Origin of the sequence: Fodinicola feengrottensis (assembly GCF_010993775.1) — a bacterium.
Taxonomy (GTDB): domain Bacteria; phylum Actinomycetota; class Actinomycetes; order Mycobacteriales; family HKI-0501; genus Fodinicola; species Fodinicola feengrottensis.
On the sequence record NZ_WOTO01000011.1, the window covers coordinates 91,280 to 112,411 of the forward strand.

Below are 21,132 nucleotides of genomic sequence, written 5' to 3' on the forward strand. Positions count from 1 at the left end.
GTTACTTGTTCTTCTCGTCGCGCCAGGCGACCCAGTCGCGCAGCGGGCTGAGGTCGTACCTCGGGCCGCCAACGCCGACGGTGAACAGTCGGGTGCCGAGTGCATGCAGCTTCTCGCCGAGGTCGCCCGGTTCGCCGAGGGTCATACCCGCGTTCACCGCGGCGGAGCGCTCGATCTCGGCCGGGTCGCGGCCGGCATCGGCGCAGTGCTGGTCGAGGATCTGGTGCTTGCGCTCGATGACCTCCGGATCACCGAAGCCGTGCCAGATGTCCGCGTGTTTGGCGACCAGCTTCAGCGTCTTCTTCTCGCCGCCGCCGCCGATCAACACCGGGATCTTGCGGGTCGGCGCCGGGTTGAGTTTGCTCAGCCGGCTCTCGATCCGCGGCAGCGACTCGGCCAGGTTGTCCAGGCGGCCGCCGGCGGTGCCGAAGTCGTAGCCGTACTCGTCGTAGTCCTTCTCGAACCAACCGGATCCGATGCCCAGGATCAGCCGGCCGTTGGAGATGTTGTCGACGGTACGGGCCATGTCCGCCAGTAGCTCCGGGTTGCGGTAGCTGTTGCACGTCACCAGCGCGCCGATCTCGACCTTGGTGGTGGCCTCGGCCCAGGCACCGAGCACGGTCCAGCACTCGAAGTGCTTGCCCTCTGGCTCGCCGTACAACGGATAGAAGTGGTCCCAGTTGAAGGCGATGTCGACACCGATTTTTCCTCGGCTTCGGCCACCGCACGGCGGATCTCCGCGTAGTCGGCGTGTTGCGGCTGCAGCTGGACACCGATACGCACTGGCTTGGTGTAGGTGTTGGTCACGGAAACCAACCCTATGCCTGTTGCCGGCAGGCGCAACGCTGTCTGGTGGGCCACTGACTGGCCACCACCTCCTTAACGTGCGTTAAGGTGACGGCGTTCGAGTCTTCGTACGAGAGGAGCGGCCGTGCCCGTCCTGCGCTCCCAGCTGGACCCGTCGTCGGAGGTCTTCCGGGACAACCGGACCGCGTTGCTGACGATGATTGGCGAGGTCGAGCGACAGCAGGCGCTCGCGGTGGCCGGTGGTGGCGAGAAGTACGTGCAGCGGCACCGTGACCGTGGCAAGTTGCTGGCTCGCGAGCGGATCGAGCTGCTGCTGGATCGTGACGCGCCGTTCCTGGAGCTGTCGACGCTGGCCGCGTGGGGGACCGAGTTCACCGTCGGCGCCAGCGTGTGATCACCGGCATCGGCGTCGTCTCCGGGGTGGAGTGCGTGATGATCGCGCACGATCCGACCGTGCGCGGCGGCACTATGAACCCGATCTCGGTACGCAAGATCCTGCGGGCGATGGAGATCTCCAGGCTCAACCGGCTGCCGCTGATCAACCTGGTCGAGTCCGGCGGCGCGGACCTGCCCAACCAGCGCGAGGTTTTCGTCCAGGCCGGCCGGATCTTCCACGACCTGACGGATCTTTCGGCGAAGCGCATTCCGACGATCGCGTTGGTTTTCGGCAACTCCACCGCGGGCGGTGCGTACGTGCCGGCGATGTGCGACTACGCCGTGCTGGTCGACAAACGCGCGAAGGTCTTCCTCGGCGGTCCGCCGCTGGTGAAGATGGCGACTGGTGAGGACGCCGACGACGAGGAGCTCGGCGGCGCCGACATGCATTCGCGGGTGTCGGGTCTTAGCGACTACTTCGCGATCGACGAATTCGACGCGATCCGGATAGGTCGGCAGATCGTTCGCCGACCTCGGTTGGCGCAAACTTGGCCCCGCACCGGCGAAATCGTCGATTGAGCCGGTGTACGACCCGGAAGAGCTGCTCGGCCTGATCTCGCCGGACTTCCGCATTCCGTTCGATCCCCGCGAGGTCTTGGCACGGGTCGCGGACGGTTCGGTTTTTTTTGATGAGTACAAGCCAACGTACGGCACCAGCCTGGTGACCGGCTGGGCGTCCGTGCACGGCTATCCGGTCGGCGTGCTGGCCAACGCGCGGGGTGTCCTTTTCAGTGAGGAAGCCAAGAAAGCGTCCGAGTTCATTCTGCTGGCGAACCACTACGACACACCGTTGATCTTCCTGCAGAACACCACCGGCTACATGGTCGGCAAGTCGTACGAGCAGGGCGGGATCATCAAGGACGGCGCCAAAATGATCAACGCGGTGGCCAACAGCGAGGTCCCGCACATCACCATCAACATCGGCGCGTCCTTTGGCGCCGGCAACTACGGGATGTCCGGGCGCGCGTACGACCCGCGGCTGATGTTCGCGTGGCCGCATTCGCGGCTCGCGGTGATGGGTGCGCAGCAGCTCGCCGGGGTGATGTCGATCGTCGCGAAGAACGCCGCCGAGTCGACTGGCCGGCCGTTTGACGCCGAGGCCGACGACGAAAAAAAAACGCCGGCAGGCGATCGAGGAGCAGATAGAGCGCGAGTCGCAGGCTATGGCGGTCACCGCGCAGCTGTACGACGACGGGATCATCGACCCGCGGGACACTCGTACGGTGCTGGGCATCGCCCTGTCGGCGGTGCATTCGGCTCCCGTGCGGGGCAGCCACAACTTCGGCGTCTTTCGGATGTAGGAGAACCAAAAACATGCCGCAAATCCACAAGTTGTTGGTCGCCAACCGGGGCGAGATCGCCGCGCGGGTGATGCGTACGGCATCCGCGCTCGGCATGGGTACGGTGGCGGTTTTCTCCGATCCGGACGCCGACGCGCCGTTTGTCGCGCAGGCCGACGAAGCCGTACGTACGGCTGCCTGGCTCGAGTCCCCGGCAGACGTATCTCGACGCCGACAAGATCATCGCGGCGGGCCGCCGCGACGGGCGCCGACGCCGTCCATCCCGGCTATGGTTTCCTTTCCGAAAACGCGGGCTTCGCGCGTAAATGCGTGCAGGCCGGGCTGATTTTCGTGGGCCCGCCGGCTACTGCCATCGACGCGATGGGTTCCAAGCTCACCGCCAAGAAGCTGATGGCGACGACGCCCGCCGGCGTACCAGTGCTGCCGAGCTCCACAGTGGACAGTGACACGGATTTAGCAGCGGTGGCCACGAAGATCGGCTTCCCGGTGCTGGTCAAGGCCGCTTTTGGTGGCGGTGTGCCGAGGAATGCGGATCGTCCGGGAGCCGGCCGAGGTGGTCGAAGCGGTGGAGCGGGCCACCAGCGAGGCGGCGTCCGCGTTCGGCGATGGCACGGTCTTCATCGAGCGTTATGTCGAGTCACCGCGACATATCGAGGTGCAGATCTTCCGGTGATCAGCAGGGAAATGTGATCTCGCTGTTCGAGCGGGAATGCTCGATCCAGCGGCGCTACCAGAAAATCATCGAGGAGTCGCCGTCGCCGGTCGTCGACGACAAACTCCGGGCTCAGCTCGGCGAGGCGGCAGTCGCGGCCGGCAAGGCGATCGGCTATGTCGGCGCCGGCACGGTCGAGTTCGTGATGGACCAGGCCGGCGACTTCTTCTTCTTGGAGGTCAACACCCGGCTGCAGGTCGAGCACCCGGTCACCGAGCTGGTCACCGGCCTGGACCTGGTCGCGCTCCAGCTGCGGGTCGCCGAGGGCAGCCCACTGCCGGCGGAGGCCACCGGGGCGGGCATCACTGGCAGTGCGATCGAGGCCCGGCTTTACGCCGAGGACGTGCCGGCCGGCTTCTTGCCTTCTACCGGCACCTTGCACACCTTCGAGGTGCCGGAGGCCGCTGGCGTACGAGTGGACACCGGTGTCCGGTCCGGGTCGGTCGTGTCGGCATTACGACGCGATGCTCGCGAAGGTCATCGCGTACGGCCGGGATCGCACCGAAGCCGCCCGGCTGCTCGCGACCGCGCTGGCCGGTGCCCGGATCCATGGCGTCACGACGAACCGTGATCTGTTGGTAGCGATCTTGCGGGAGGACGAGTTTCTCGCTGGCCGCATCGACACCGGCTATCTGACCAGGCACGACCCGGCCGTGCTGAGCGAGCCCGTGGGTGGCCCGGAGGTGGTGCGTACGCACGCGATCGCGGCGGCACTCGCCGATGAGGCCGCCCGCCGCGGCGACCTGACAGTGCTGCCGACGGTGCCGTCCGGCTGGCGCAATGTGGTGACCCAGCCACAGCTGGTCACCTACCGGTCCGGCGAGACGGCGATCGAGGTCGGCTACCGGTTCGGCCGGGGCGGGCTGGTGGTGAGTGCGGACGGCCAGCCGGTCGTGGACGTACGAGTGCATGGCGCGACCGCCACCGCCGTCGATCTGGAGGTGGCCGGCGTCCGCAGGCGGTTCGCCGTCCGCCGGATCGCTGACGTGTCCTATGTGGACAGTGCGGTCGGCTCGACCGCACTGACCGAGGTGCCGCGGTTCGGCGATCCGGAGGCGGCCGAGCACACCGGCTCGCTGCGGGCGCCGATGCCTGGCTCGGTGTTGCGGGTGTTGGCGGAGGCCGGCAGCTCGGTCCGCAAGGGCCAGCCGCTCCTGGTGTTGGAGGCGATGAAGATGGAACACACCGTGGCCGCTCCCGCTGACGGCGTCCTCACCGAGGTCAGCGCGTCGCCGCCGGCGAGCAGGTCGACACCGGCCAGGTCCTCGCCGTCGTCGGCGACCCCGCCTAACCCACCCTGAGTAGTCGCGTCGATGCGGCAAAAATGCGGTTACTAAGAGTGGAGGTGGAGAATGGTCAGCAGTCAGGAGTTGGCAGATGATCTGGCGGCCGAGACGGCTGACCTAGTGGCGTTGCTGGAGCCGTTGCCGACGGGGGACTGGGAGCTGCCCGACGCCGGCGCCGGGATGGGCCATCCGCGACCAGGTCAGCCACCTGGTTTTTTTTTTCGACGACGCGGCCATGCGGGCGATCACCGACCCCGACGCCTTCCGCGCCGAGTTCGCGAAGATGCTGGCCGCCGGGACGATCGACCCGGACACCATCGCCGAACAGCTCCGCGACCGTACGGCCAAGCAGTTGCTCGAGTGGTTCGGCCGCTCCCGAGCCGCGTTGGTCCAGGAGTTGGCCGTCCGTGACCCGAAGGAACGGGCGCCCTGGTACGGCCCGGACATGAGCATCGCGTCGATGACGACCGCTCGGCTGATGGAAACCTGGGCGCACGGCCAGGATGTCGCGGACGCGGTGGGCGTTTCGCGGGTCCCGACCAAACGCCTCCGGCACGTCGCCCACCTGGGCGTACGCACGATGGGCTTCAGTTTTTTCTGCTACGGGATCGACCAGCACCGACCGAGCCGGTACGGGTAGAGCTGGAATGGTCGGATGGCCTGTGGGCCTGGGGCCCGGAGGATGCGGCGGACCGGGTGACGGGTCCGGCGCTGGACTTCTGCCTGCTCGTGACCCAGCGGCGGCACCTCGCCGACACGCGGATCTCAGTGCACGGGCCGGTCGCCACCGAATGGCTTTCGATTGCCCAGGCATTCGCCGGCGCACCTGGAAAGGGACGCCCGGCGGGACTGTTTCCGGCCTAGCCGCCATTACCGTACGTAATGACAGTGGAAATGCGTACTTGACGCTTTGACGATGACTTTGTCGGCAAATATCGCCTGCCGGGAAACCGTCGGAAGCTGTGGCGAAGATCGTGCTCCGCACCGGCGATGCGACAGAGTCCTTCCCATCGCCGGTGACGCCGAAAACTAAGTCAGGTTGGAAAGGAAGTTCGCCAGTCCGTTGCCGACATTGGCGAGTCCCTGACCAATCGCGCTGACCGCGTGCGACGCTGAATCCGGACGGGTAGCCACCCAGAAGATCAGCAGGATGATGATCCCGTAGTCAGAACCTTCTTAAGCATCGTTTCGGACCTTCCCGGTCTTCGTGTCGATTAACGCACAGTAACCGATGGAGAAACCTAGTGTAACGGACTTCTCCTCGGCTGGAACAAGATCTTCTTCGCCATTATCTTTTCACGTACCGGTGCATGTGCATCAGGATACGAGTGTCCGGTTTGCCTGACCAGAGGTAAGGCTAAGGATGGCCATTCTGAGCCCATGTCGGGCCTTTACTCTTCCTCGGTGAGCACCTGGATCTCGATCGGTCCGACCGGCACCAGCGCGGTGGCCGGCATCCGGGCCACCGTGAAGCCGGGCAGCTCGACGACGGCTCCCTGCGGATAGCTCGGGGAGGGCCCCAGCGCGAGGACGTAGTGCTCACCGCCGGCGTGATAGACCCAGCCGGGCCGCATGTCGACTGGCAGCTGCGCCGGCATCCCCGCGGGACTTCCCGGCATCGGGGAGGACGGGCCGCCGGAGACCGGCTCGTACGAGCCTTGATACGCCGATGCGGGCTGCACCGCGGCCGCGTTGTACGCCCGTGCCCTGGCCAGCGCGCCGGCGCCTCGCCAGGACAGTGACTGGTTGCGGGCCTTATCCTCGGAGGATTCGGCGATCTTGCTGCTGATGAACAGCAACAGGATGATCAGCACGATCCCGGCCGGGATGGCCGCCAGCAGGGTGATCGCCAGGTTGGTCCGTTGGTGCAGGTAGAAGCCGAGTGCGCTGGCCGCGACGGCGCCCCCCAGGACCACCGCGATCGCGGACAGCAGGCCGACCAGAGCGTGCCGGCGGCGCTGTTTCTGGTCCGAATGGGCGGTGATCGAGCCGCGCAACACCCCCGTCGGGTAGGCGAGCGCGATACCGCCGACGGCGAAGATGATCGCCACCGCGGCCAGGATGAAGACCACTGGCGTCCTCCCGTACCGCTTGCTCGTCCCCCACCGCCATGTCTGGTCGACGATATCGAGTGACTACCCCTGGTGACTCGCCGCACCGCCGTGTTGTTGTCCGCATGGCCCCCATGCGTGCGGTCGACGCACGCATGGAGTCCATGCGGCCGACACCGGGGTCACGGTGGGTCACGGGCGCCAGTCGATGACGGGAGACAGGGCCCGCTCGGTGAAGCGGGCCGGCAGCCGGCCGACCAGCCGCATCGCACCGGTACGGGCGGAAACCACGAGCGGGGTGGACAGCTGGCCGACCCGGGCCATTCGGCGGGACTGCCGGACGATGGTCACGGTCCGTCGATGCCGGGCGGCGGTGAAGGCGGGCAGTCGGTCGCGAACCGCGCCTCCTTCCAGGACCTGGGCGAGCACCACCGCGTCCTCGATCGCCTGGCAGCCGCCCTGCCCGAGGTCCGGAGTCATCGGGTGCGCCGCGTCGCCGAGGATCGCGATCGGCCCGAAGTGGTACGCCGGAAGCGGCCGGGTCAGCTCGTACACGTCGTGCTGCAGTACCTCGACAGCTGCTTCGATGAGCGCGCCGATGGGAGCGTGCCAGCCGCCGAAAACGCCGGCGAAGCTCCGCCCTCGGGTCCTCGTACGGTCGCCCGGCCGGCGCGTTCAGAGCGGCGTAGCAGTACACCTGACCTGCGGACATCGGCACGATCCCGAACCGCGCGCCGCGCCCCCAGGTCTCGCTCGCGAGGATGCCGTCGGTGTCGAAAGGAGCGACGAACCTGAAGGCTGTGTAGTTGGCGTAACGCAGCCCCGGATGCTTCGGAAACCGGCCCTGCCGTACGACGGACCGGATGCCGTCGGCGGCCACGATCAGGTCGGCTTCGACCTCACCCCGGTCGGTGACCAGCGACTTCGCGGTGACGCCGGTGATGGTGGTATCCAGCCGCAGGTCGGCGGCCGCGGGCCGGAGCAGGTCGATCAGCTCGCCTCGGGGCAACACGGCGAGACCGTCGCCGAGGTGTTCGTCCGTACGGATCACCCAGTCGCCGTTAGGCGTCCGCAGGCCGCCGGTCGTCCGGGGCGTCGACCGGGCTTGTACATCCACGCCGATCGACTCGACTCGCAGCGCGCGCAGCGCGTTCGGCGCCAACGCGATCGCGGTGCCTCCCGGGTCCAGCGAGGCCGCCTTCTCGTAGATCGTTACCCGCCAGCCGCGCCGGATCAGCGCGGTCGCGGCAGTGAGGCCGCCGATACCGGCGCCGGCGATCACCGCTGTACGAATCTTGTCCATCTGATCCTCCTCTACATTTGTAGAGTAACGATCGCGGCTCTACATTGGTAGAGTTATTGGGTGCCTCGTTCCCGGCCCGCGCGGATGCGGACCATCTCCGACGCGGCCATCGAGGTGCTCGGAATCCACGGCGTGCGGGGGCTGACGCATCGGGCGGTGGACGCCGCCGCGGACCTGCCGCCGGGCTCGACGTCCTATTACCTACGTACGCGTGAGGCCCTGCTGGAAGCGGTGGTCGTGCGACTGGTGGAGATCGACGAGGCGGGCGCGCTGGACCAGGCGCCGAACACCGCGGTCCCGCTGCCGTCCGGTCGGGCGGGCCGGGGTGGCGGTGGCCGCGACGGCGATAGCGGCGATGCTCACCGACTTCCTGACGGTGTCGCGGGTGCGGATGCTGGCCCGCTACGAGTTGTCTCTGGAGGCCAACCGGCAGCCGGCCCTGCGCGCCAGCCTGGTGCTCGGCGGTCGCGGGCTGCGCCGGATGGCGACCGCGCTGGTCACCCGGCTCGGCTCGGACGACCCGCCGCGGCACGCCCGGATGCTGGTCGCCTTCTGCGACGGTGTCCTGTTCGACGCCCTCGCCGGGGCCGGTTCCGGTCAGCTGCCCACCGAGGCGGAGCTGGTGGGGGACCTTCGTGAGCTATTGACCGCTATGTGCCCGCTGGAGTGAGTGGGGTGCCCTTGACGGCATCTGGTCGTACGGGCACAGTCTGGGAACGTTACCAGAATGTTTCGGAAGGGTGATGGTCGTGTTCAAACGCCTGATAAGGCCGGTGCTCGCCGCCGGCCTGGGGCTCGCGCTGACCGCGGGGAATGGCTGTCCAGCCAGCCGCCGCGGCGCCCGCCAGCAGCGCCGCCGACCGAGCGGCTTCGTCATACGCGGCGCTGAAAAAGTATTTCGGCACCAGCAACGGACTGCTGCTGGAGCAGTATCCGAACGCCACCACCAACAATCCCTATTCGTACGTCTGGCCGTATTCGCAGGCCACCATCGGCGCGCTGAACCTGGCCGGCATTCCCGGCCGCGGATATGCGTACGACGCCGAGGCGAAGGCCCGGATCGCCGGCTACGCGCCGTACTGGGAACGCGGGCACCACCCCGCCCGGCTACGACTCGTACGTACGACCGCCGCTCGGCCAGGGCGGTGACAAGTTCTACGACGACAACGAGTGGATCGGCCTGTCGCTGATCCAGAACTTCAAGAGCACCGGCAACCGCGCGTCGCTGGCCCGCGCCGCCCAGACTTTCCAGCTGGTGACGCACGGCTGGGACACCGACACCACCCATCCCTGCGCTGGTGGCGTTTTCTGGACGCAGGCGCCGTGGAGCCAGGACCGCAACACCGTGTCGAACGGACCGGGCGCCGAGCTCGGTCTGCATCTTTACCTGCTGACCGGCAAAAAGTCCTACCTGGACTGGGCGAAGCGGATGTACGACTGGGCCAACGGCTGCCTGCTGGCGCCGAACGGTCTCTACTGGGATCACATCGATCTGGCCGGCACCATCGAGAAAACCCAGTGGAGCTACAACCAGGGCGTGATGCTGGGCGCCAGCACCTTGCTTTACGTGGCAACGCACGATCCGAAATACCTGCGCAGCGCTCGTTCGATCGCCTCGGCCGCGCTGGCGTTTTACCAGTCTGGCAAGGGATTCACCGGGCAGCCGGCGGAGTTCAACTCGATTTTCTTCAAGAACCTGCTGATTCTGGATGCCGTCCACCCGGACCCGTCGTACCGAGCCGCGATGGCCGGCTACGCCGACCAGGTCTGGACGACGTACCGCGATCCGGCCACCGGCCTGTTCCATTTCGACCCGACCCAGCCGGTGACTCTGCTGCAGCAGGGTTCCATGGTGCAGACGTACGCGCTGCTGGCCTGGCCGCGAGCTGCTTACCTGAAGTTGGCTTAAACCCTGCGGGCGGCGGGGCTCAGTGGCCCCGCTGCCTTCACGGTCCGCAGCACTGGCGCGGTCTCGAGGGTGTGGATCGCGTCCAACGCGCCAAGTCGGTGCGTGAGGTAGTAATGCAAAGAGCCCGGGTCCGGGCAGAGCGCCTGCGCGACCAGGTTCGTACGACCCGTGGTGGCGGCCACGAAAGCGAGCTCGTCGTGGCCGGCCAGAGTGTGCGCGACCTCGTCGAGGTGCGCCGGGGTGACAGCCATCCAGAGCAGGGCCTGCGTGGACGCGCCCAGCTGAGCATCATGGACGTTCACGTCGAAGAAAATCGCGCCGCTGGCCCGTAGGTCGGCGATCCGGCGCGCCACCGTCGCCGCCGACCAGCCGGTGGCCGCCGCCAGCTCGGCCTGGCTGGTCCGGCCGTCCCGCTGCAGCGCGGTCAACAGGTCGGCATCCCCGTCGGTGACTGCTGCCTCGGGCAACCGGCGCTCAGTCGGATTCCGATGGGCCAGTTCCGCCTGCTGCTCGTCGGTGAGCGTGTTCGCCCGGCCTCGCCAGGCGCTGGGGCCGCCGAGATACGTGTGCAGGACGTAATGCGCGGAGACCGCGGTGATGCTCGCGGTCCGTGGGATGTCCCGAAGCAGCAGGTCGCCGGCCTCGCCGGTACGAGTGTGGACGATCGAGACGATCTCGGTGCCACCGGACGTGAGCTTGACCCACGAGGTGTCCGTCCGCCTGGCCAGCGCATACGCGAGGTCCTGCGCGGTGTTCGGCCCCGCGGTCAGCCGCACCAGCCACTGCGCCCGGCCGGCTCTGCCCGGGTCGACCAGGCCAATCACCCGTAGGCCCGCGTCCGTACGCAGCCGTGCATAGCGACGCGTGACCGTCTGGGTCGATACACCGGTGATCGCCGCGATCCGGCTGAACGGCGCTCGACCGTCGACATGCAGCGCGTGGATCAACGCCCGGTCGAGGTCGTCAAGCATGCACAGATCCTTCATATAGAGCCTCAGTATGGAACATATCCACAAGTTATGCACCGTCTGTGGAAAGTCATGGTGGCGCGACGGCATTCTCTGGTGCGGACGTACGAGGAGGAAGTCATGTCGAATGAGATGTTGGCGCCGCCGCTCTACCGCTGGCGGTGGGCGTCCCTGGCATCGCTGCTGGTGGCCGAGGCAATGAACCTGCTCGACGCGACGATCGTGCAGGTCGCAGCCCCGGTCATGCACGCGGATCTGCCGGGGCCGGCGTCCGACATCCAGTGGTTCAGCGCCGCGTACACGCTGCCGTTCGCGGTCCTGCTGATCACCGGCGGACGGCTCGGCGACATCCTCGGACGCAAGCGGATCTTCCAGCTCGGCGTCGCCGGCTTTGTGATCGCCTCGCTGTGCTGCGCTTTCGCGCCCACGGCCGGCCTGCTGATCGCGGCCCGGGCCGTCCAGGGCGCCGCGGCCGCGGTGGTGATCCCGCAGACCATCGGTCTGATCCGGGCGATGTTCGACGGGACGGAGATGGCGCGCGCACTGGGCTCGATCGGTCCGGTGATGGGGCTGGCCGCGGTGTGCGGGCCGCTGTTGGGCGGAGTCCTCACCCACGCCGATCTCTTCGGGTCCTCCTGGCGGATGGTGTTCCTCGTGAACGTCCCGCTCGGCATCGCTGTGCTACTGGCGTCGCCGCTGATGCTCGACGACCGCGCGGCTAGCCGGCCACGCCTGGATGTGCTCGGCACCGCCCTGGTAGTCGTTGGTACGGGCCTGATCGTCTATCCGCTCATCGAGGCCGGCGACGCCGGTTGGATCGCCTTTGTCGCAGGTATCACTGTGCTTGTCGGGTTCGCATTCCAGCAACGCGGCGGTGGCTCACTGATCGAGTTGAGCCTCTTCCGGCAGCGGGGATTCCCGGCCGCACTGGTGACCTCGACGTTGTTGTTTTTCGCTGTGACGAACGGATTGATGCTGGTGGTCGTGCTGCAAATGCAGCTCGGCCTGCACGCGGACGTACTCACTGCCGGGCTCACCCTGCTGCCCTGGTCGTGCGCCATGGCTGCTTCTTCGTGGATAGCCGGTGCATATCTGGTGCCTCGGTACGGTTCCAAGGTGATGTTCGTTGGTCTCGCGACGATGCTTTTCGGTGTGGTTGCTTCGATCGCGGTCTACGCGACGAGCACGGTCGGTGTGTACCCGTGGCCGTTGCTCGGCTCCCTCGCGGTCACTGGCCTCGGCCTCGGAATGTTCACCGTGCCGTTCTTCACCACCGCGCTGCATCGCGTACGTCCACATGAGACCGGGTCAGCGGCCGGCCTTATCAACGCTGTCCAGCAATTGGGCGGCACGCTCGGGATCGCCTTACTGGGCAGCATTTTCCTCAGCACGCAGGCGGGGCCGGCGGTCTGGTGGCCGTACGACTCGCATTCTGGGTGGCCGCGCGGGACTGTTGGTCGCCACGGTGGCCGCGGCTGCCCTGATGCGAAGCCCCGGGACGGATCGGCTGACTGGGTAGGTCAGTGGCGGGGACCGCTGGGGCGGGTGGGCCGCGGCGGTTGCGGGTCGGGAGGTCCGGGCGGTGGCTGCGGTGACCGGTGGGTGGACGCCTGCTGGTTCTGTCGGTTGGCGCGGTCGTTCAGCCGGCGTAGCTGCTCGGACATCTGCGGCGACAAGGGCTCCGACCCAGCCACCGGCGGCGCGGGCGGGGTGGCGCCGGTCTGGTCGAGCCTGCTCAGGTCCCGTTCGTACTGGTCCAGCCGGCCATCCTGGAGCAGCTGGTGCGTTTGTACGTCCCCCACCTCGTTCCGGGCGAGGATGGCCCGCGAGTCGGCAAGGTCCGCTTTTTGGCTTGCCGCGGTCGCTTTCTGATCGGTCTGCTCCTGCCGAACATAGAGCGCACCCATGTCCCTGGTGATCCGATGGATCTGCTCCTGCGTACCGGACTGTGCGTTCAGCAACTGGCTAACGGCCGCCTTCAGCTGTTGGATTTCGGCTTCCTGGCTGGAGAGCTGGGTCTGTTGACTACTGATCGTCTGTTCCAAGTCGGTGATCCGGCGCTGCGACACGTCTTCCCGGCTGTTCGCCCGAGTCGCCTGCTGCCGCGCCTCGGTCGCGGTCTTGTCCACCCGATCCATCCGGTCATCTGGATCGTCATCCCCAGCAGGATCTCCCGGTGCTGGTGGCCGGTTCCGGTTACGCAGATCTTTCCAGGTCGGGAGGACCCCGCTGGCCACAAGTCCGCTGGTCGCAGTCAGCGTGACGGCGACAATACCGGCACTACTTTCGGCCACGTTGCTTCCGAAGTAGGTCGCGCCGCCGACAAGGTGGGCGATCTGCACAGCTGAAAACTGCGCAATGGGCGTGGAAATGAGGTACGTGGCTGCGCTCGTCGCGACGGTCCGCATGGTGTTGGTGGCGATGCCTATAGCCCGGGCCGCGATAGGGTGATCTGTTGCCCAGCGCTTCCAATATGCCGCCGAGAACCGGCCCCTGGCCGGATCTCTTCGTCGTAACGGGGCGTGGTCGCTCATGTTCTATCCAGATAACCTGCGCCTGCGGCCAGAATGACTGGCACCGTGGCGGCGAACAGATAGCCGAGTTGCTCGCCCGAAAGGGGAGCGCCGGTGCGATATTTCTGATAGTTGCGCACCTGGTCCCACATCGACGGGAACCGGATCGATCCTGACCACAGCACGTACAAATCGTGGTGCAACGTCAGAACCACCTGTCCGCCGACGGCGATCTTGAACATCGACGGATCGTCCGGAGTATTGCCCACCCCCATACCGTTGGGGTGGAGATTGTGGTGTTTCAGGAAGTCGATGCTAGAGCGCTCGCCGACTTCGAATTCCACCAGCAAGCCGCTCTTGAGGAGCGATCCCATCACGTCGGGGTCACTGATCCCGTTCGCCTGCGCGAGATTCTCCAGATGTTGAAGCGTAAACCGCTGCTCGCGGTGGGCGTCGTGATCGCTGAACGCGAGAGACCAGAGTCGTTGGCCCGATTCGGTCAAGGTTGCCTGGTCCTGACCCACGAGAACTTCGTAGTAAGCGGGCTCGCCTGCGTCGTCGGCCGGGTGGCTGATGCCCATCGGGTAGCCGACAGGTACGACGATCTTGGGCACTTGTGTCTCCCTGCTCACGGATGCTTGCTGCAAGTCATCGTAGAGCAGGCTGGCGCGTTAGTGGGACGTTCTTATGGCCTCGACGAAGGTTCGCCAGTTGGTCGTCGTAAACGTCAGCAACGGTGAGATGTCGCCGAGCTTGCTGTCGCGTACGACAAGATCGTCGCTCTGGAGTTGGGTCACCTCGACGCACGCGCCGCCGTTGTTGCCGGAGCGGCGGCTCTTCCGCCACGTCAGGTGATTTCGGCTATCCACTACAGAACTCCTTCTCCGCCGCGAGTATTAGGTCACGTGATTTCCGCTGGTCGAGCGCGAGATTTCCGATGTTTCTGAACTGGTCGCGATAGGGCTCGAGCTCGTGGGCCTTGTCCAGATACAGAGCACCGGTCAGCTGTTCGATATAGACGGTGTCGGGCTCACTGTCGGCCGGGAAATCCAACACCCGAAACGAGCCGAGCATCGCGCCATGTGCACCGGTAGCGAACGGCAGGATTCGAATCGAGATGTTGCTGTGCTCGCTCATGGCCGCCAGTTGCCTGAGCTGGTGCCCGATAGCCAGCGGACCGCCGACAGGGCGCCGGATAGCGGCTTCGTTCAGGATGAAGTCGAATTTCTTGCCGTCGTTGCCCAGAACCGACTGGCGGGCAATACGGACCTCGACGATTCGCTCGATGTCGGCTGCGGTGTGAACGGTCGAGGTGCGCAGGATGGCCTCAATGTACGAACGAGTCTGCAGCAGCCCATCCACGAGTTCGCCGTTATAGACCTCCTGGAGGCTTGCGGTGGTTTCCAGGTCGATGTAGATCTCGAACCATTTCGGGATCACGTCGCCGTACGCGTGGTACCAGCCTCTGGCTTTTGTCTCCTTCGCCAGTGCTTTCAGCGCCTCGGTGAGGTCTTTCGGAGCGCCGTAGATCTTGCACATCGCCTCGACGTCGAGGGCGCGCATCGCCGGTTCGCCGCGTTCGATCCGCCAGATTTTTTGCCGGGACCATTCCAGTTGGTCCGTCGCGGCTTCGATCGTGATGTGCGCGGCCTCGCGGAGCCGCCGAAGCTCACGCCCCAGCCGCCGCCGCGGCACCGTCGAACCCTGCTCACTCGGCACGGTCATCACCCTTCCATGTTGCACGCCGGTACGTCGTACTGCATCCAAAACACAACATCGCCCAACGGTCGATCCGTTACCTACCGAACCTTGAAAATGCAACGTTGCATCACGAGGTTATAGCTGGTTAGGTCGCGACTACGCAAAGGAGCGGTCGAACTCGGGAGCGTGATGAGCAAGCAGCAGACGGAACGGGACCGTTGGCAAATCGGCGCGGGACGCGTGGGATTGGGCGCGCCAGGTCGACGAGGTTCGCGCGCTCCTGCGTACGGTCGACGACACGTACGTTATCCACACGAAATCGGCGAGCCTGCTGATGGCCAGCGCGGCCAGCCTGCTGCGCGCCCGCGCCGAGTCGGAGATCTCGCCGTCGAAATCGCAGGTGTGGCGCGGCAGGGCGAACCTCTGGTGTTGGGCGGCCGCCGGGCCGTTGGCCTACTATCGGCTGGCCGGCAGGCCGATCACGGTGGAAGAACTGATCGGCAACGTGGTGACTGGCACGCTCATCGCGTCGGTCTACGCGGTAATAGCGAGCAAATGGGGGGCGTACGGTCGAGGCGCCGCCGGCTCGGCGAGGGACCGACGACTCCGGCGACGGTTGACTTCGCGACGGAGCGACAGGCGCCGGCGACCACCGACTCGCAGGCGTATTTGGCATATCTGGCGTGGCGGGCCGGGCATCTGGGCCAGGCCTCGCGATTACTTCTCATGCCGAGCCGGCTTCAGGCAGCGCGCGACCGTGAGGCATTCCGGGTGGATGTCAGCCTGGCGACCATTTATCTCTTCGACTCGATGGAGTCGCTCAAAAGCCTTTCCGAATACGTCGAGTCAGTCGGTGCGGGAGAAAAGGGTGGCGAGCTGCGGTGAGTACGCGCCGTCCAGCACCAGGGCGGCGGCTCCGCGGGCGCCGGCGTCCTCACCGATCAGCGACGGCTCGACCTGGACGGTGCGTACGCCACGGGCGATGCTGCGCGAGTTGACGGCCTCGGAGATCGCGGCCTTGTACGCGTCGACGACATACCGGACGCCCTTGCCGCCCAGCACAATACGTTCCACATCGACCACGTTCACCAGGCTGGTGGCGGCGATCGCGACCTTCGCGGCGGCCCGCTGGATGACTTGCCGGGCCACCGGATGGGTGCCGGCGGCCTGGCAGATCAGCTCGTAGTCGGCGAACTCCCGACTCGGCTCCAGTTTTAGCGGCAGTGGGTCCGCGGGTCGTTTTTCCAGCGCGGCCGCGGTTTCCGCGACGATGGCGTGCGGGCGCACGTACGCCTCGAGGCAGCCTTTGTTGCCACAAAAGCACGGCGTCCCGTTCGGGACCACGGTGATGTGGCCGAACTCGCCGGCGTTGCCGGAGTTTCCGCGCCACACCTGGTCTCCGAGGAACAGGCCGCCGCCCACCCCGGTGCCGAAGTAGAGAAACGCGAAGCTGCCCATCCGCGCACCGCCGGCGCCCGCCCAGCGCTCGCCGATAGCGGCCGCTGTGGCGTCGTTGTCGACCACCACTGGTACGCCGAATTCTTCCTGTAGATAAGCCAAAAGAGGCACCTCATGCCAACCGGGCAGGTTGGGTGGGGACAACACCAGGCCGCGAGACAGATCCAGCGGTCCAGGACAGGCCACCCCGAGACCGAGCAACCGGTCGACCGGGATTTGGGCCCGCTCCAGCAAACCCCGGACGGCCCCGGCGACCTGTCGGACGACTTGGTTCGCACTCGGAGTTCGGGGCGTTCGTCGATGCACCGTGCCTCGTACGCTCCCGTCCAGGTCTGTCGCGACCAACGTGATGGTGTCCGGGTCGATGTGGATGCCGACCGAGAAGTACGCGGTGGGATTCGTCCGTAGCAACGTCCGCGGCTTCCCGCCGGTGGAGGCGGCGCGACCGGTTTCGGTCACCAGATCTTCCTGTAGCAGCCGGCGAACGATATTCGACACGGTCTGCGCGGACAGCCCAGTGGCCCCGGCGATCTCCACTCGGCTGACGCCCTCAGGCGAGCGGCGGATGGTATCCAGGATCACCGAACGGTTGAATCCCCCCACTCTGGGCAGATTGGTACCGCTGCGCATTCGGTGACCTCACTTTCCGGCGTTGGACAGCTCACTGTAGGCAGACAACTCCCGGCCGCGAAACGGTGTTATCGGGTATGTCGATGTATGTCTCTCGCGGGTTCCTGAGTGGCGGTCTTGCTCCATTGACTTTATAAATCGATTAGCTTTAGTGTGCGTCACAGGTCACACCGGAAGCAACCGTGCGCGCGCCGAAGCGGGTACGGGGGTCAGGCAAGTTGAGAAAGGTTGTGCCAGATGGGGCGCAGGCTCGCCGCGGCGGCGATGGCCGCCGGGATCGCCGCCGTCGCCGTAACCACCGCCGGTTGCGGCGACGGCGGCTCCGGAGACGCGAACACGATCAAGATCGCGTACCAGAAGTTCGGCAACTTTATCCAGGGCGACGCGCTCTTCAAGAAGGTGAAGACGCAGTTCGAGGCCGCGAACCCGGGTAAGAAGGTCACGCTCGTACCGATCCAGGGCAACGACGCGGACTACAAAACCAAGCTCGCACTGATGCAGCGGTCCGCCGCGACTGCTCCGGACGTGCTTTACGAAGACACTTTCACCATCAACTCGGACATCCAGGCCGGCTATCTCGCGCCTCTTGATTCGTACGTGAACAAATGGGCCGACTGGAGCCAGTTCCTGCCCGCCTCCAAGGGATCCGCGACCGGCACCGACGGCAAGGTGTACGGCGTGCCGATGGGCACCGACACCCGCGCGCTTTGGTTCAACAAGCAGATCTTCGCCAAGGCCGGCCTGCCGGCGGACTGGCAGCCCAAGACCTGGGCGGACATTCTGGCCGCGGCTCGTACGATCAAGGCCAAGGTGCCTGGTGTGATCCCGCTCAACGTCTATGTCGGCAAGGCCGGCGGCGAGCAGTCGAGCATGCAGGGCCACGAAATGTTGTTGTACGGCACCGCGAACAAGCTGTATGACGACAAGACCAAGAAGTGGATCGCGCCGAGCAAGGGCTTCACCGACGCGTTGAACTTCGAGAAGACGATCTACAGCGAGGGCCTCGCGCCGAGCCCCCAGCAGGCGCTGTCGCCGAGCATCGGCACCCAGGTCGGCGGCCAGCTGCTCCCGCAGGGCAAGCTCGCGATCGACCTGGACGGCTCATGGATGCCGCAGACCTGGCTGCCGCTGCCGACCGGCCGCACCTTGGGCGCAGTGGTCGCAGGTGATGGGCAACGCGGCGATGCCGACGCAGAACGGTGAGGCGCCCGGAAAGATCAGCATGTCCGGTGGCTGGACGCTCGCGATGAGCGCCAAGTCGACCAACAAGGATCTCGCGTTCAAGTTCATTTCCACCGCGATGAACAAGGAAAACGCGCTCTACTACGACATCAGCGCGACGCAGATCCCGGTGCGTACGGACGTGGCCTCTGACCCGAGCTATGGCAAGGGCGACCCGACCGCGAAGTTCTTCGCCAGCCTCGTACCGATCACCCAGTACCGGCCGGCGCTGCCGCCGTATCCGCAGATCTCCAACGAAATCCAGGTCGCCCAGGAAGCCGTCGTCAGCGGCCAGGCGACGCCTGACGCGGCGGTGCAGCAGTACGCGACCGCGGTGAAGGGCATTGTCGGCGCCAGTGCGGTGGCCGCCGGCTGATGACGGCGACCACCACCGTCGACGCGGCGCGCGCCGCGCGCCGGCCGGGCACGCCCGGCCCGGCAGCCGCGGCACGCTGCGTTGGCTCGGCCCGATGGGCCCGGCGCTTCTGCTGCTTCTGCTTTTCGTCGCCGGCCCGATCATTTGGTGCTTCTACAGCGCTTTCACCAACACCGCGCTCACCGGTGTCGGCGCGCAGAACGTCAAGTTCGTCGGGCTGGCCAACTTCCAGCGGATGTTCGCCGACCCGCAGCTGACCTCCGCGGTGATCCTCACCCTGGTCTTCGTGATCGGGTCGGCGATCGTCGGGCAGAACCTGATCGGGTTACTGATTTCGGTGCTGATGCAGGGCCGGGGCCGGGTGATCCGGTCGGTGGTCGGCACCGTCGTACTCGCCGCGTGGGTGCTGCCGGAGATTGTCGCGGCCTTCATCTGGTACGCGTTTCTCAACCAGCAAGGCACTTTGAACAACATCCTGCACTGGTTTGGCCTCGCCAGCCAGAACTGGCTCTACACCACCCCGATGTTGGCGGTGATCCTCGCCAACGTCTGGCGTGGCACGGCGTTTTCAATGCTGGTCTATTCGGCCGCGCTCGGTGAGGTGCCACCGGACATCCAGGAGTCGGCGCAGGTCGACGGCGCCGGAGTTTTTCAGCGGTTCTGGTATATCACGCTGCCGCTGATCCGCCGCCAGATCATGACCAACCTGATGTTGATCACCCTGCAGACGCTCGGTGTCTTCACGCTGATCTTCGCGATGACGGCCGGCGGCCCCGGCACCAAGAGCCAGACGTTGGCACTGTTGATGTACCAGCAGGCGTTCAAGTTCTCCGACCTCGCGTACGGCATGGCGATCGCCTTCGTGCTGCTCGCGGTCGGCGGCATTTTCTCGGCGATCTACATGCGCGTACTGAAACCGGAGATCTGAGCCCCATGGCGGTCACTTTCGGGGTCACGTCCGCCCGCCGGGCGACGTCCGCGACCCTCGTCTACATCATTCTGGCGGCTATCGCGCTGGCTTTCCTCGCGCCGCTGCTGTGGGTGATCCTGGCGTCCTTCGACCCGGGTGCGCAGCTGGCGGTCGCCTGGCCGACGCACCCGAGTTTCGCCAACTATTCAGCCGTACTCACGGTCGACATCACGCTGCGGCCGATGGCCAACGGGCTGTTGATGTGCGGCGGCTCGGCCATCCTGACGATGATCGTCTCGGTGCTCGCGGCCTACCCGTTGTCGCGTTATCAGTTGCGGTTCAACCGCCTTTTCCTTTACATCATCCTGTTCACCACGTGCCTGCCGATCACCGCGGTGATGGTGCCGGTCTACAGCCTGTTCGTGCAGCTGAACCTGTTGGACTCGATTCCTGGTACGGCGCTGTTCCTGTCGGCCACCCAGCTGCCGTTTTCGATCTGGCTGACCAAAGGCTTCATGGACGGGGTGCCGGTCAGTCTGGAAGAAGCCGCGTGGACCGATGGCGCGAACGGGTTGCAGGCGCTGCGATCGGTGGTCATCCCGCTGATGCTGCCCGGCATGGCGGTGGTGCGGTGGTCTTCACTTTCATCATGTCCTGGGGAAACTTCTTCGTGCCGTTTATCCTTTTGCTCGACCCGAACAAGCAACCCGCGGCGGTGAGCATCTTCAACTTCTTCAGTCAGCAGGGCCAGGTCCAATATGGACAGTTGGCCGCGTACTCGATCCTCTACTCGGTCCCGGTGGTGGTGCTCTACCTGGTCGTGTCCAAGGTGCTGGGCGGCGCGTTCGCCCTGTCCGGTGCGGTCAAGGGCTGAGTGATCGGTGACAACGGGGAATCCAGTAGCGCTCTCGATCGATGTGGGCGGCACCAAGATCGCGGTCGCGCTCGTCCATGCGGACGGCACGCTCCTGAGCAAACGGCAGGTGCCGACGCCTCGTACGACTGACGGCGAGGAGATCTTCGCGTCGCTGGCCGCCGCGGTCGCGTCGCTGCACGAGTCGGCGGTCGGCGTGGACGTGGTCGGAGTCGGGCTGGGCTGCGCCGGGCCGGTGGAGCTGCGGTCCGGGACGGTACGTCGGTGAACATCGCCGGTTGGCGGGACTTCCCGCTTCGCGACCGGGTCGCCGAAATCCTGCCGCGGCTGCCGGTGTGTGCTGCTCGGTGACGGGCTGGCGATCGCGCTGGGGGAGCATCGGTATGGCGCGGCCCGCGGGACCGCGTCGTCGATGTCGATGGTGGTCTCGACGGGCGTCGGCGGCGGGCTGGTGCTCGATGGCCAGCCGTATCCGGGACCAAGCGGCAACGCCGGCCACATCGGCCACATCATCGTGCAGGTGGGCGGCGACCCGTGCCCGTGCGGCAGCCACGGCTGCCTCGAGACGATCGCCTCCGGTACGAACATCGCCCGGTGGGCGCTCGCCCAGGGCTGGCAGCCGTCGTCGGACTCCACCGCCCGCGGCGTTTTCGCCGACGCCGCCTGCCGGTGACGCG

General features: G+C 66.2%; 19 protein-coding genes and 6 pseudogenes. 15 read left to right on the forward strand and 10 right to left on the reverse strand.

The genetic code is table 11. From position 1 onward, the window contains the following. Position 1: 1 nt before the first annotated feature. Positions 2-807, reverse strand: a pseudogene (locus GNX96_RS12690) (LLM class F420-dependent oxidoreductase). Between the two features lie 124 nt (positions 808-931). Here GNX96_RS12690 and GNX96_RS12695 point away from each other — a divergent pair. From GNX96_RS12695 to GNX96_RS12705, 3 pseudogenes are all read left to right on the forward strand, one after another. Beyond that, positions 932-2,543, forward strand: a pseudogene (locus GNX96_RS12695) (acyl-CoA carboxylase subunit beta). A gap of 13 nt (positions 2,544-2,556) precedes the next feature. After that, a pseudogene (locus GNX96_RS12700) lies at positions 2,557-4,546 on the forward strand (acetyl/propionyl/methylcrotonyl-CoA carboxylase subunit alpha). A gap of 61 nt (positions 4,547-4,607) precedes the next feature. Beyond that, a pseudogene (locus GNX96_RS12705) lies at positions 4,608-5,405 on the forward strand (TIGR03084 family metal-binding protein). Between the two features lie 527 nt (positions 5,406-5,932). On the opposite strand, the gene GNX96_RS12710 reads toward GNX96_RS12705, so the two are convergent. The 4 genes and pseudogenes from GNX96_RS12710 to GNX96_RS51260 form a co-directional block, all read right to left on the reverse strand. Then, the gene (locus GNX96_RS12710) at positions 5,933-6,613 is read right to left on the reverse strand and encodes a hypothetical protein (RefSeq protein WP_163568242.1); all 681 of its coding nucleotides are present in this window, start codon (positions 6,611-6,613) and stop codon (positions 5,933-5,935) included. 171 nt (positions 6,614-6,784) lie between these two features. Further along, positions 6,785-7,147: an FAD-dependent monooxygenase gene (locus GNX96_RS12715; protein WP_163568243.1), complete on the reverse strand. Its 363-nt coding sequence runs from the start codon at positions 7,145-7,147 to the stop codon at positions 6,785-6,787. Between the two features lie 346 nt (positions 7,148-7,493). Then, a pseudogene (locus GNX96_RS63320) lies at positions 7,494-7,895 on the reverse strand (FAD-dependent oxidoreductase); the annotation flags it as partial. A gap of 201 nt (positions 7,896-8,096) precedes the next feature. Then, positions 8,097-8,258 (reverse strand): hypothetical protein, encoded by a 162-nt coding sequence (locus tag GNX96_RS51260; protein WP_279580168.1) that lies wholly within the window; start codon positions 8,256-8,258, stop codon positions 8,097-8,099. Here GNX96_RS51260 and GNX96_RS51265 point away from each other — a divergent pair. The 3 genes from GNX96_RS51265 (at position 8,251) to GNX96_RS12730 (ending at position 9,804) form a co-directional block, all read left to right on the forward strand. Then, positions 8,251-8,565 (forward strand): TetR family transcriptional regulator C-terminal domain-containing protein, encoded by a 315-nt coding sequence (locus GNX96_RS51265; RefSeq protein ID WP_279580169.1) that lies wholly within the window; start codon positions 8,251-8,253, stop codon positions 8,563-8,565. The genes GNX96_RS51260 and GNX96_RS51265 overlap by 8 nt on opposite strands. 143 nt (positions 8,566-8,708) lie before the next feature. Next, on the forward strand, positions 8,709-9,044 hold the full coding sequence (locus tag GNX96_RS51270) for a hypothetical protein (RefSeq protein ID WP_279580170.1): 336 nt from the start codon (positions 8,709-8,711) through the stop codon (positions 9,042-9,044). Continuing rightward, positions 8,926-9,804, forward strand: a complete 879-nt coding sequence (locus GNX96_RS12730) for a glycoside hydrolase family 76 protein (RefSeq protein WP_279580171.1) — start codon at positions 8,926-8,928, stop codon at positions 9,802-9,804. Before GNX96_RS51270 ends, GNX96_RS12730 begins: the two co-directional genes overlap by 119 nt. Here GNX96_RS12730 and GNX96_RS12735 read toward each other — a convergent pair. Further along, entirely contained in the window at positions 9,801-10,775 is a 975-nt protein-coding gene (locus tag GNX96_RS12735; RefSeq protein ID WP_279580172.1) for an Lrp/AsnC family transcriptional regulator, read from the reverse strand. The genes GNX96_RS12730 and GNX96_RS12735 overlap by 4 nt on opposite strands. 117 nt (positions 10,776-10,892) lie before the next feature. Here GNX96_RS12735 and GNX96_RS12740 point away from each other — a divergent pair, with 117 nt between their 5' ends. Both GNX96_RS12740 and GNX96_RS12745 read left to right on the forward strand, forming a co-directional pair. Further along, entirely contained in the window at positions 10,893-12,644 is a 1,752-nt protein-coding gene (locus GNX96_RS12740) for an MFS transporter (RefSeq protein WP_279580173.1), read from the forward strand. A gap of 50 nt (positions 12,645-12,694) precedes the next feature. Beyond that, the gene (locus GNX96_RS12745; RefSeq protein ID WP_163568244.1) at positions 12,695-13,120 is read left to right on the forward strand and encodes a hypothetical protein; all 426 of its coding nucleotides are present in this window, start codon (positions 12,695-12,697) and stop codon (positions 13,118-13,120) included. 182 nt (positions 13,121-13,302) lie between these two features. Here the strand turns inward: GNX96_RS12745 and GNX96_RS12750 are convergent, their stop codons facing one another. Genes GNX96_RS12750 through GNX96_RS12760 form a run of 3 tightly spaced genes read right to left on the reverse strand, consistent with a single transcriptional unit; the run spans position 13,303 to position 15,010 of the window. Further along, complete coding sequence (locus GNX96_RS12750; RefSeq protein ID WP_163568245.1) at positions 13,303-13,899, reverse strand: hypothetical protein; 597 nt, start codon at positions 13,897-13,899, stop codon at positions 13,303-13,305. Positions 13,900-13,956: 57 nt separating this feature from the next. Next, positions 13,957-14,154, reverse strand: coding sequence for a DUF397 domain-containing protein (locus tag GNX96_RS12755; protein WP_163568246.1), 198 nt, complete (start codon positions 14,152-14,154; stop codon positions 13,957-13,959). Further along, positions 14,147-15,010, reverse strand: a complete 864-nt coding sequence (locus GNX96_RS12760; RefSeq protein WP_163568247.1) for a helix-turn-helix domain-containing protein — start codon at positions 15,008-15,010, stop codon at positions 14,147-14,149. The genes GNX96_RS12755 and GNX96_RS12760 overlap by 8 nt, the downstream gene beginning before the upstream one ends. Before the next feature lie 378 nt (positions 15,011-15,388). Here GNX96_RS12760 and GNX96_RS12765 point away from each other — a divergent pair, with 378 nt between their 5' ends. Next, a complete protein-coding gene (locus GNX96_RS12765; RefSeq protein ID WP_279580174.1) occupies positions 15,389-15,871 on the forward strand; it encodes a hypothetical protein in 483 nt (160 codons plus the stop codon). Here the strand turns inward: GNX96_RS12765 and GNX96_RS12770 are convergent. Continuing rightward, complete coding sequence (locus GNX96_RS12770; protein ID WP_163568249.1) at positions 15,833-17,074, reverse strand: ROK family transcriptional regulator; 1,242 nt, start codon at positions 17,072-17,074, stop codon at positions 15,833-15,835. The genes GNX96_RS12765 and GNX96_RS12770 overlap by 39 nt on opposite strands. 237 nt (positions 17,075-17,311) lie before the next feature. Here GNX96_RS12770 and GNX96_RS12775 point away from each other — a divergent pair, with 237 nt between their 5' ends. The 6 genes and pseudogenes from GNX96_RS12775 (at position 17,312) to GNX96_RS12790 (ending at position 21,128) form a co-directional block, all read left to right on the forward strand. Then, on the forward strand, positions 17,312-18,277 hold the full coding sequence (locus tag GNX96_RS12775) for an extracellular solute-binding protein (protein WP_279580175.1): 966 nt from the start codon (positions 17,312-17,314) through the stop codon (positions 18,275-18,277). Next, entirely contained in the window at positions 18,258-18,671 is a 414-nt protein-coding gene (locus tag GNX96_RS51275; protein WP_279580176.1) for a type 2 periplasmic-binding domain-containing protein, read from the forward strand. Before GNX96_RS12775 ends, GNX96_RS51275 begins: the two co-directional genes overlap by 20 nt. Next, a complete protein-coding gene (locus tag GNX96_RS12780) occupies positions 18,640-19,599 on the forward strand; it encodes a carbohydrate ABC transporter permease (RefSeq protein WP_279580177.1) in 960 nt (319 codons plus the stop codon). Before GNX96_RS51275 ends, GNX96_RS12780 begins: the two co-directional genes overlap by 32 nt. A 5-nt stretch (positions 19,600-19,604) precedes the next feature. Further along, positions 19,605-20,300, forward strand: coding sequence for a carbohydrate ABC transporter permease (locus GNX96_RS12785; protein ID WP_279580178.1), 696 nt, complete (start codon positions 19,605-19,607; stop codon positions 20,298-20,300). Further along, a complete protein-coding gene (locus GNX96_RS51280) occupies positions 20,297-20,455 on the forward strand; it encodes a hypothetical protein (protein ID WP_279580179.1) in 159 nt (52 codons plus the stop codon). The genes GNX96_RS12785 and GNX96_RS51280 overlap by 4 nt, the downstream gene beginning before the upstream one ends. A gap of 43 nt (positions 20,456-20,498) precedes the next feature. Further along, positions 20,499-21,128, forward strand: a pseudogene (locus GNX96_RS12790) (ROK family protein). Positions 21,129-21,132 lie beyond the last annotated feature (4 nt).

Bases quoted from the DNA above. Each gene is read 5' to 3' on its own strand.
- GNX96_RS51265 (WP_279580169.1), top strand. From the start codon at position 8,251: ATGCTCACCGACTTCCTGACGGTGTCGCGGGTGCGGATGCTGGCCCGC.
- GNX96_RS51270 (WP_279580170.1), top strand. From the start codon at position 8,709: ATGGCTGTCCAGCCAGCCGCCGCGGCGCCCGCCAGCAGCGCCGCCGAC.
- GNX96_RS12730 (WP_279580171.1), top strand. From the start codon at position 8,926: ATGCGTACGACGCCGAGGCGAAGGCCCGGATCGCCGGCTACGCGCCGT.
- GNX96_RS12735 (WP_279580172.1), bottom strand. From the start codon at position 10,775: ATGCTTGACGACCTCGACCGGGCGTTGATCCACGCGCTGCATGTCGAC.
- GNX96_RS12740 (WP_279580173.1), top strand. From the start codon at position 10,893: ATGTCGAATGAGATGTTGGCGCCGCCGCTCTACCGCTGGCGGTGGGCG.
- GNX96_RS12745 (WP_163568244.1), top strand. From the start codon at position 12,695: ATGGATCTGCTCCTGCGTACCGGACTGTGCGTTCAGCAACTGGCTAAC.
- GNX96_RS12760 (WP_163568247.1), bottom strand. From the start codon at position 15,010: ATGACCGTGCCGAGTGAGCAGGGTTCGACGGTGCCGCGGCGGCGGCTG.
- GNX96_RS12770 (WP_163568249.1), bottom strand. From the start codon at position 17,074: ATGCGCAGCGGTACCAATCTGCCCAGAGTGGGGGGATTCAACCGTTCG.
- GNX96_RS12775 (WP_279580175.1), top strand. From the start codon at position 17,312: ATGGGGCGCAGGCTCGCCGCGGCGGCGATGGCCGCCGGGATCGCCGCC.
- GNX96_RS51275 (WP_279580176.1), top strand. From the start codon at position 18,258: ATGCCGACGCAGAACGGTGAGGCGCCCGGAAAGATCAGCATGTCCGGT.
- GNX96_RS12785 (WP_279580178.1), top strand. From the start codon at position 19,605: ATGGCGGTCACTTTCGGGGTCACGTCCGCCCGCCGGGCGACGTCCGCG.